The sequence below is a fragment of the Halomonas sp. BM-2019 genome (genome assembly GCF_017584085.1).
In genome coordinates this window covers 2,329,030-2,337,815 of record NZ_CP071922.1, presented here as the reverse complement: position 1 = coordinate 2,337,815, position 8,786 = coordinate 2,329,030, and the positions used below count along the sequence as shown (strand labels likewise).

At 68.7% G+C, this 8,786-nt stretch carries 9 protein-coding genes and 1 pseudogene; 4 read left to right on the top strand and 6 right to left on the bottom strand.

The features are described 5' to 3' along the window. Positions 1-1,581 (bottom strand): annotated as a pseudogene (locus J5F18_RS11605) (AMP-binding protein); the annotation flags it as partial. 317 nt (positions 1,582-1,898) lie between these two features. Between J5F18_RS11605 and J5F18_RS11600 the strand changes: the two are divergent. After that, a complete protein-coding gene (locus J5F18_RS11600; RefSeq protein ID WP_346298784.1) occupies positions 1,899-2,222 on the top strand; it encodes a metalloregulator ArsR/SmtB family transcription factor in 324 nt (107 codons plus the stop codon). On the opposite strand, the gene sohB is transcribed toward J5F18_RS11600, so the two are convergent. Then, positions 2,219-3,259 (bottom strand): protease SohB, encoded by a 1,041-nt coding sequence (gene sohB, locus J5F18_RS11595; RefSeq protein ID WP_346298783.1) that lies wholly within the window; start codon positions 3,257-3,259, stop codon positions 2,219-2,221. The two genes, J5F18_RS11600 and sohB, sit on opposite strands and share 4 nt — an antisense overlap. A gap of 129 nt (positions 3,260-3,388) precedes the next feature. Here sohB and J5F18_RS11590 point away from each other — a divergent pair, with 129 nt between their 5' ends. Then, on the top strand, positions 3,389-3,700 hold the full coding sequence (locus tag J5F18_RS11590; protein WP_346298782.1) for an SCP2 sterol-binding domain-containing protein: 312 nt from the start codon (positions 3,389-3,391) through the stop codon (positions 3,698-3,700). A gap of 54 nt (positions 3,701-3,754) precedes the next feature. On the opposite strand, the gene nudC is transcribed toward J5F18_RS11590, so the two are convergent. The 4 genes from nudC to J5F18_RS11570 form a co-directional block, all read right to left on the bottom strand. Beyond that, a complete protein-coding gene (nudC, locus tag J5F18_RS11585; RefSeq protein WP_346298781.1) occupies positions 3,755-4,525 on the bottom strand; it encodes an NAD(+) diphosphatase in 771 nt (256 codons plus the stop codon). Continuing rightward, positions 4,525-5,274 (bottom strand): DNA polymerase III subunit epsilon, encoded by a 750-nt coding sequence (gene dnaQ, locus J5F18_RS11580; RefSeq protein WP_346298780.1) that lies wholly within the window; start codon positions 5,272-5,274, stop codon positions 4,525-4,527. The genes nudC and dnaQ overlap by 1 nt, the downstream gene beginning before the upstream one ends. A gap of 67 nt (positions 5,275-5,341) precedes the next feature. Further along, the gene (gene rnhA, locus J5F18_RS11575) at positions 5,342-5,809 is read right to left on the bottom strand and encodes a ribonuclease HI (RefSeq protein ID WP_346298779.1); all 468 of its coding nucleotides are present in this window, start codon (positions 5,807-5,809) and stop codon (positions 5,342-5,344) included. Continuing rightward, on the bottom strand, positions 5,802-6,587 hold the full coding sequence (locus tag J5F18_RS11570; protein WP_346298778.1) for a methyltransferase domain-containing protein: 786 nt from the start codon (positions 6,585-6,587) through the stop codon (positions 5,802-5,804). The genes rnhA and J5F18_RS11570 overlap by 8 nt, the downstream gene beginning before the upstream one ends. Positions 6,588-6,655: 68 nt before the next feature. Here J5F18_RS11570 and gloB point away from each other — a divergent pair, with 68 nt between their 5' ends. Continuing rightward, complete coding sequence (gloB, locus tag J5F18_RS11565) at positions 6,656-7,423, top strand: hydroxyacylglutathione hydrolase (RefSeq protein WP_346298777.1); 768 nt, start codon at positions 6,656-6,658, stop codon at positions 7,421-7,423. A 76-nt stretch (positions 7,424-7,499) separates the two neighbouring features. Continuing rightward, positions 7,500-8,678, top strand: coding sequence for a transglycosylase SLT domain-containing protein (locus J5F18_RS11560; protein WP_346298776.1), 1,179 nt, complete (start codon positions 7,500-7,502; stop codon positions 8,676-8,678). Positions 8,679-8,786: the final 108 nt, after the last annotated feature.

Below are 8,786 nucleotides of genomic sequence, written 5' to 3'. Positions count from 1 at the left end.
GCACCAGCGCCACCAGCTCCTGCTCCAGGTCGTCCTCGCGACCCTCGAAGCCATCCTTGGGAATCACCAGACCCACGGGCAGCTGGCCCTTGAGGGCATCGTGGATGCCGATGACCGCGCACTCGGCCACCGCCGGGTGGGCGCCCACCACCTCCTCCATCTCGCCGGTGGAGAGGCGATGCCCCGCCACATTGATGACGTCGTCGGTGCGCCCCATGATGAACAGGTAGCCATCCTCGTCCACGTAGCCGCCATCGCCGGTCAGGTAGTAGCCGGGGAAGGCGGCCATGTAGGCCGCATGGAAGCGCTGGGGATCACCCCAGACTCCCACCAGGCAGCCTGGCGGCATGGGCTGCTTGATCACCACGCTGCCCTGCTCCATGGGCCCTACCCGCTCGCCCTCGCGATCAAGGATCTGCACATCGAACCCGGGGACCGGCACGGTGGCGCTGCCCGCCAGTGGAAGGTGGGCGGGTCGAGGCGTTCGCCGGCCAGGAACAGTGCCTTGAGGCAGGAGATATCGTACTGGGCCAGCAGCTTGCCGTCGGGGTCCTCCTTCTTGATGGCGCGGAAGGCGGTGGGCGCCGTGAAGAAGCTCTTGACCCGGTACTCCTCGATCAGGCGCCAGAAGGCTCCGGCGTCCGGGGTCTTCACCGGCTTGCCCTCGTAGACCACGCTGGTGGCCCCGCGCAGCAGCGGGGCATAGACGATATAGGAGTGCCCCACCACCCAGCCCACGTCGGAGGCGGAGAAGAAGACCTCGCCCGGCGCAATGTCGTAGATGGTGTCCATGGAGTAGGCCAGCGCCACGGCATAGCCGCCGGTGTCACGCACCACACCCTTGGGCTTGCCCGTCGTGCCGGAGGTGTAGAGCACGTAAAGCGGGTCGCTGCCCTTGACCGGCACGCACTCGGCAGGCTCGGCGGACTCGACCAGGGTCGCCCAGTCGTGATCGCGCGGCCCCAGCTCGGCGGGCTGCTGCTCGCGCTGGAACACCACGCAGGCATCGGGCTTGTGGGCACTCTGCTCGATGGCCGCATCGATGATCGGCTTGTAGGGCAGCACCTTGTTGACCTCGACCCCGCAGGAGGCGGCCACTACCACCTTGGGCGCGGCATCCTCGATACGCACCGCCAGCTCATGGGGCGCAAAACCGCCGAACACCACGGAGTGCACGGCCCCCAGGCGCGCGCAGGCATACATGGCGACCAGCGCCTCGGGCACCATCGGCATGTAGATGACCACGCGATCGCCCTTCTCAACGCCCAGCCCCTTCAGGGCGCCGGCGAAACGGGCCACCTGGTCGCGCATCTCGCGATAGGTCAGGGTGCGCTTGCTGTCGGTGACCGGAGAGTCCCAGAAGATCGCCGGCTGATCGCCGCGCCCCTGCTCCACGTGATGATCCAGGGCGGCGTAGGCGATGTTCAACTCGCCGTCGACAAACCAGCGGGCATGATTCGCCTCGTCATACTGGAGAATGGTGGAAGGCGGCGTGAACCAGGGGATACGACGGGCCTGCTCGGCCCAGAAGGCCTCGGGCTGCTCGATGGAGCGGCAAAACTCGTTGGCGTAGTTGCTCATGATCGTCCTGCTGCAGGTCAATGGCATCGGGAAATTGTTGACACTGTAATGCAGAATGTCGCCGCTGCCCTCATACCATAGGCTAACTTTCGACAAAAGGCGGAGAGTTTAGGGGTCACATTGTCAACAACGCGACGCGTCACCAACCCTGACTCAACGCGGCGAGCGCCCTTCCGCCCTCGAACGGGTAGTCTATGCTTTAATCACAAGTGCTAAATCAGGAAAGCACGCTCGCCAGGGAGCGGCGAGACGGGAGCGGCCGCACGGCAGCACCACGGCATGCCATCTTCAGCACCTGCCAGGGCGGGGGTACCCACATGAATGACTCCAACAGCACCGCGGCAAGACTTCTCGGCGGAGGCGACGCGGCCATCGACCAGGCCAGCGACCTGCTAAAGGCCTTGGCCAACGACAACCGGCTGCGGATCCTCTGCCTGCTGGACGGCCAGGAACTCTCGGTGACCGAGCTGAATCGTCAGCTGGCCCTGAGCCAGTCGGCGCTCTCCCAACACCTGGCGATCCTGCGCCGGGAGAACCTGGTGACGACCCGGCGTGCGTCCCAGACGATCTACTATTCGCTGCATGGAGACGGGGCGAAGACCATCATCGAGGCCCTCGGGCGGCTGGGGCTGGCCGACTAGCGTCGGTGCCAGCGGCTGTTCTCCAGCGCCTCGAGCCCCCTCTCCACGGCACGCTCCACCCCCGCGGAGACCGCAGCCCCGACGCGGTCCGCCAGCCGGCGCCGGGGCTCCAGGCGTAGCCGGATGACGCGGGCCTCCTTCATGCGCTCCATCAGATAGGCTTCGCTGGTCCCCAGGGCGTCCACCAGACCACGCTCCACTGCCTCGCGGCCATACCAGGTCTCGCCGGTGGCAACGGCCTCGATGTCCAGGCCCGGGCGGCGCTCCGCCACGTGCCGCTTGAACAGCTCGTGGATGCCCTCCAGGTCCTCGACGAACTTCTCGCGCCCCTCCTCGGTGTTCTCGCCGAGCACGGTCAGGGTGCGCTTGTAGCGACCGGCGGTCAGCACCTCCACATCGATGTCATGGCGCTTGAGCAATCGGTGCACGTTGGGGATCTGCGCCACCACACCGATGGAGCCCACCACCGCGAGGGGTGCCGCCCGCAGCTGATCGGCCCCGCAGGCCATCAGGTAACCACCGCTGGCCGCCACCTTGTCGACGCAGACCGTGGTCTTGAGGCCGGCCTCGCGCAGGCGATCCAACTCGGCGGCCGCCAGGCCATAGGCATGCACCAGCCCGCCGGCGGACTCCAGGCGCACGATTACCTCATCGCCCTTGTCGGCGGCCTCGATCAGCGCCGAGACCTCCTCGGCCAGACGCCCGGTGGCGCTGGCGCGGATATCGCCGTGGAAGTCGATCACCCAGGCCACCGGGCGACGCCCCGCCTCGCCCTTGCGGCCGCTCTTGTCGCGCACCTTGTCCTCGCGGCGAAAGGCCTTGACCAGGCGCTTGCGGGCGCCGGGTTCGCTGGCGGCCAGGGCCAGGCGGCGACGCCGATAGTCCCGGGAATGGTTGAGTTCGTCGACCCTGAGCCGAGTTCGGTCGGCGACCTCGCCGCGCACCCGGGCCAGCAACGCCACCGCCAGGCCGATGATCACCACCAGGCTCAACACCTGGGCCAGGAACATGCCGAAATTGGCCAGCCAATCGTTCATGTTTAGCCTCCACCGCTCCGTGTCCGGGCCGCTCGCTGGCGGCAGCGCCGCTTACCGTCCTGGCGCTTGAATAAAACAACCGTTTGAAATAGTCTGATGGACGTTGCCCCCCCACCCACAGGAGCCCCGATGACCCTCTCCACCTTCGACAAGCTGCAGTCCCGTTTCGATGCCCAGGCCGCCCAGGGCATGGATGAGGTCTTCCAGTTTCACTTCAGCGACGCCGGCAGCCACTATCTGGTGGTCAAGGATGGCAGCCTGGCGATCCAGGAGGGCGAGCATGACGACCCCTCGGTGAGCCTGAGCCTCTCCACCGACACCCTCAAGGGCATCATGAGCGGCGAGGTCAACGGCATGACCGCCTTCATGACCGGCAGGCTCAAGGCGACCGGCAACGTCATGCTCGCGACCCGGCTGACCAGCCTCTTCCCCAACCACTGACCAGCCCCCCGCCAGCCCGGGGCTTCGCCCCGCCTCGGGGCGACCCGAGGCGTTCTAGCGCGAGGCCACCTCGGCCAGGTGCATCTCGATCAGCGCCCGCGAGATCGAGTAGAGCGGCGGCAGCTGGGGCAGCCGGCGCGGCGAGAACCAGGCCGCATCGGCGATCTCCACCCCGTCGATACGGATGCGCCGGCTGGCCGCCTCCGCGAAGAACCCCAGCATCAGCGAGTGGGGAAAGGGCCAGGCCTGGCTGCGAAAATAGCGGACACGCCCCACCGACAGCCCAACCTCCTCGAAGATCTCGCGGCGCACCGCCTCCTCGGCGGACTCGCCGGGCTCGATGAAGCCGGCCAGGGTGGAGTAGCGCCCCGGCGGGAAGCGGGGGCTGCGCGCCAGCAGCAGGGCGTCGCCGTGCGTCACCAGGGTAATGATGCACGGCGAGATGCGCGGGTAGTTGCGATGACCACAGCCGTGACAGTGCATGGCGAACTCGGCGTCGAGCCGCCGGGCCGGCGCGCCACAGCGCCCGCAGAAGCGGTGATCGCGCAGCCAGGCGCCCACCTGCAGCGCCGTGGAGAGCAGGGAGAAGCGCGACTCGGGCAGCCTGGCGAGCCAGTCACGCCCGTCCAGCCACGCTTCGCCGGGTTCCTCCTCCAGCGACAGGGCCACCGGTTCGTCGTTCCAGTAGCAGAGCGGCTGCATGGCCGGCGTCCAGGGCTGCGCCGCCTGCAGCAGCCCGCCGTCGGGACCCGGCGCGATACGCCCATCGGCCAGCCGGATCACCGCGCCCGATTCGACCTCCTGGGGCAGCTCGCGGCGCAGCATCAGTGGGGGGCCCCACCGCCCAGTTGGTCCCAGTGGCACTCTCCCGCCGCCTCGCGGATCCGCGACAGGGTGGCGCGATGGGCCGCCAGCTCTTCCTCGCTGGGTCTCACCACCGTGAGTCGCCCCGGCGCCAGGGCCAGGCGGCGAATGGCCATCCCGCCGCCGGCACTGGCCCCGCCTTCCCCGCCGCCGCTGGCATCCAGCGACAGCGCCGTTTGCCCGCCGGTCATCGCCAGGTAGACGTCGGCGAGGATCTCGGCATCCAGCAGCGCCCCATGGAGCACCCGGTGGCCGTTGTCGATCTCGTAGCGCTTGCACAGGGCATCGAGGCTGTTGCGCTGGCCGGGATGCTTGTCGCGGGCCAGCTTCAGGGTATCGAGGACCCGGCAGCGGTCGGCCACCGGCCCCAGGCGGGGCTCGCCGCGGGACTGGTGAAGCATCGCCAGCTCGTGGTCGATGAAGCCCACGTCGAAGGGGGCGTTGTGGATGACCAGCTCCGCCCCCTCGATGAAGGCCCAGAAGGCGTCGGCGACCTCGGCGAATACCGGTTCGTCGGCCACCCGCTCGTTGGTGATGCCGTGGACGGCCACTGCCTCGGCCTCGATCTCGCGCTGCGGATTGATGTACTGATGGTAGGTGTTGCCGGTAAGGCGGCGATTGACCATCTCCACCGCGCCGATCTCGATCAGGCGATGGCCCTCGCGGGGATCGATGCCGGTGGTCTCGGTGTCGAGAATGATCTGGCGCATGGGGTGTCCTCTGCAGGCCGGGGATGGTGCGCGGCGGGTAAGCGCGAGTCGGGCGCAGCTCGGGGGATCAGGCGCTGGAACGGGCCGCGTCGATGGCCTGATTGGCCAGCTGGTCGGCGCGCTCGTTGCCGGGGTGGCCGCTGTGCCCCTTGACCCAGTGCCAGTCGATGCGGTGCCGGCGGGTCTCCTCGAGCAGTTCCCGCCACAGCTCGGCGTTCTTCACCGGCTGGCGGCCCGCGGTCTTCCAGTTGCGCTTGACCCAGTTATGGATCCACTCGGTAATCCCGCGGCGCAGGTACTCCGAGTCGGTCCAGAGCTGCACATGACAGGGGCGCTTGAGCTCCCGCAGGGCCATGATCGCCGCCATCAGTTCCATGCGGTTGTTGGTGGTGCGCGCCTCGAAGCCGTTGAGGGCCTTCTCGTGCTGGCCGCTCCTCATCAGCACCCCCCAGCCGCCGGGGCCGGGATTCCCGCGACAGGCGCCATCGGTGTAGATGGTCACTTCGGGGAGGGCCTCATCCTGTGTCTCAGTCAACCTCGGTCATCCTTTCCTGTTCCGGCATCAGGCGCCGCGCTTCGAGCCGCGTGGCCCCCAGTGCGGCCCCGCCGAAGGGTTGCGAGAAGCCAAGCCGGGACCCCTGGGTCTGGGCGAGCTGAGGGCGGCGCTCCGCCTGGATCATGTAGCTGTCGCCCAGCGGCAGGTTGTGGCGACGCCCCAATGTCTCGAGCAGGGCGTTGCGCGGCAGCGCACCGGGCAAGTGAAAGCCGCAGTAGTCTACCCGCTCGATCTCGAAGTCGACAAATGCCAGCCAGTCCCCGAGCCGTGCGGGGGTACGCCAATGGCCCCGCCACGGCAGTCGGCGTCGCCGGGACGGCCAGACCCTGGGCAGCCCACCGGCCGAGAGAGGCATCCAGCCGAAGATGATCAGGCGGCCATCGTCGCGGGTCACCCGCGCGGCCTCCTGAAGCATATGATGCGGGTCCTGCACGACTTCCAGCAGATGGTGAATCACCACCAGGCTCAGGCAGTCATCGGGCAGCGGCAGGGCATCCGGCGGGCAGACGAGGGTCGAGGAGGATTCGGCCAGCTCCCGTGTGGGCGCCCAGACCATGGCATGACGCACCGGGCACATGTCGGCCAGGTGATGGGCCATGCCGAGCTCCAGGCTGTGGGCCCCGAAGAGCCGCTCGCAGACCGGCCCCAGGCAGGCGCGCTCGGCATGCCGCAGCCCCTCACCGGCCGGACTGGCCCAGAAGCGACGCCCGTCGCGCACTAGCGCAGCCAGGTCAGAAGTGCTGGGAGAAATTGACATAGCCAGGACTTTCCTCCATTCTAGGCGGATTTTGCGACCCGTTCATGCCCCCTCAGGACGCCATGCCCATGTTGAGCGTGACACCGATTCCCGCGTTTGACGATAACTATATCTGGCTGCTGCGCCAGGATACGAGTTCCGAGATCTGCGTGGTCGACCCGGGCGATGCCGCACCGGTGATCGAGTTGATCGAGCGCGAGGGCCTGACCCTCGGCACCGTGCTGATCACCCATCACCATCCGGATCATACCGGCGGGCTGCCCGAGCTGATCGCGCGCTATGCGCCGCGGGTGATCGGCCCCGACAACCCGAAGATCGCCGGGATCGACGAGCGCGTGGGCGACGGCGACGAGATTCGCGTGATGGGGCGGCTCTTCGAGGTCCACGAGGTACCCGGCCACACCCTCGATCATATCGCCTTCTTCACCGCCGGGATTCCGCCGCTGCTGTTCTGCGGCGATACGCTGTTCAGCGCCGGGTGCGGGCGCCTCTTCGAGGGCACCCCCGAGCAGATGCACGCCTCCCTGACCCGGCTGGCGGCCCTGCCGGACGACACCCTGGTGTTTGCCGCCCATGAATATACCCTGGCCAACCTGCGCTTCGCGTTGGCCGCCGACCCCCACAATCCGGAAGTGACCCGAGCCATGGAGGAGTGTCAGCGCACCCGGGACCTGTACCGCCCGACGCTGCCGAGCACTCTGGCAAGAGAGAAACGCATCAACCCTTTCCTGCGCGCCGGTGACGCCGCCGTGCGCCATGCGGCCTCGAGCCAGGGCAATACCGACAGCGAGGAGGCGACCTTCGCCACCCTGCGCGCCTGGAAAGACCATTTCTGACACTGCCCCGATTGGACGTCATGCGGTTGAACCCGCTGTCGGCGGGACCGCTCACGACCAGGAGGAAACCTTCCGGATGACCTACCACACCCAGCGACGCAAGCTCATCGGCCTGGCCAGCGCCACGGCGCTCCTTGGCGCCCTGATGGCCGGCGTCAGCAGCCAGGCCGCTCCCCTCTCCCCCGAGAAGCGCGCCGCCGCCCAGACCGAACTGACCCGGGCGGCGCTGCCGGCGACGCCCCACTTCTGGGACGCCCTGGCCCTGGAACCGCGTGACGCCTGGAGCCGGCTGCGCGCCAGCTTCCAGTGGCAGGATGAGCTGAGCGAGCCGCGGGTGCAGCAGTGGATCGACCACTACCGCGCCAGTCCCCACAATATCGTCGAGATCACCGAGCGGGCGCGGCCCTGGCTGGCCTGGATCATCGAGCAGGTCGAGGAGCGCGACCTCCCCGGCGAGATCGCCCTGATTCCCTTCGTGGAGAGCTCCTTCGACCCCACCGCCCGCAGCCACCGCGGGGCCGCCGGCCTGTGGCAGTTCATGCCCGGCACCGGCGATGCCCTGGGCCTGCGCCGGGCGGGGGGCTACGATGGCCGGTTGGACGTGGTCGCCTCGACCCGCGCCGCCCTGGACTACCTCGAGCTGCAGGCCGAGCAGTGGTACGACGGCGACCTCGAGCTGTCGCTGGCCGCCTACAACGCCGGCGCGGGCACCGTGAACCGGGCGCGCAGCGCCGCCCTGTCCCGCGGCGAGACCGGCGACTACTGGAGCCTCTCGCTGCCCCGGGAGACCATGAACTACGTGCCCAAGCTCAAGGCCATCGCTGCGATCATCAACGATCCGGAGCAGTTCCAGGTCGCCCTCCCCGAGATCGAGGACGCTCCGGCCTTCGCCAAGATCCCCGTGGAGCGCCCCCTGGCCCTGGACGAGGCCGCCCGCCTCTCCGGCGTTACCAGCAGCGAACTCGCCGAGCTCAACCCGGCGCTGACCAACGGCACCGCGCATCCCAACCAGGCCCGGGTCCTGCTGGTGCCCGCCGACCGTGCCGACACCCTGATGGCACGCCTGGACACCCCGGCGTCGCCGGCCGGCGACGCGGAGAGCTACGTGGTGCAGCAGGGCGACAGCCTCTCGGCCATCGCCTCGCGCCAAGGCGTCAGCGTCTCCCAGATCCGCCAGGTCAACGGCCTCAACGGCGATATCATCCAGCCGGGCCAGGTGCTCGACCTGCCCCACCAGAGCCTCGCCTCACGCTAGCCGAGGGGGCTCGGTCGGCGGCGACGCAAGGAGGCTTGCCAAGGCGCCTGACGCCTGACACCTTATGGCGCACTGCCTCCGGCCCCGAGGGGGCCGGACCGCCAACGA